The organism is Dellaglioa sp. CoH-57-MRSF-21 (genome assembly GCF_056781915.1).
The window spans coordinates 1-251 of record NZ_JBXAXU010000225.1 but is presented as its reverse complement, the minus strand read 5'-3'; the positions used below and the strand labels follow the sequence as shown (position 1 = coordinate 251).

Genomic DNA, 251 nt, shown 5'->3' with positions numbered 1-251 from the left:
ACTTGGGAGATGACCATGCCCACTGCCATTGAATTCATTGCCGACCGTCTGCCGCGCGTCACGGTGGAAGATGTACGCCGCTTCGCGGATACCGTCGAAATCCGGGATGCCACGGCTTTCGCGGCCGAGTTGCAGGCGTTCGTCCACGAGCGCGTGGAAGCGGTAACACTGCCCGCCAACTTGCAGGGGGAGACCGTTGGGCAGGCCCTTGCACGCAAGGCGGCCGCGCTGCGCGCCGACACGCGCTGGGC

1 protein-coding gene is annotated in these 251 nt (G+C 66.1%); it reads left to right on the top strand.

Features of this window, described 5'->3' with window-relative positions:
* Positions 1 to 15: 15 nt before the first annotated feature.
* A partial coding sequence (locus AC1RPQ_RS08595; RefSeq protein ID WP_481762365.1) for a hypothetical protein occupies positions 16 to 251 on the top strand: 236 nt, incomplete at its 3' end.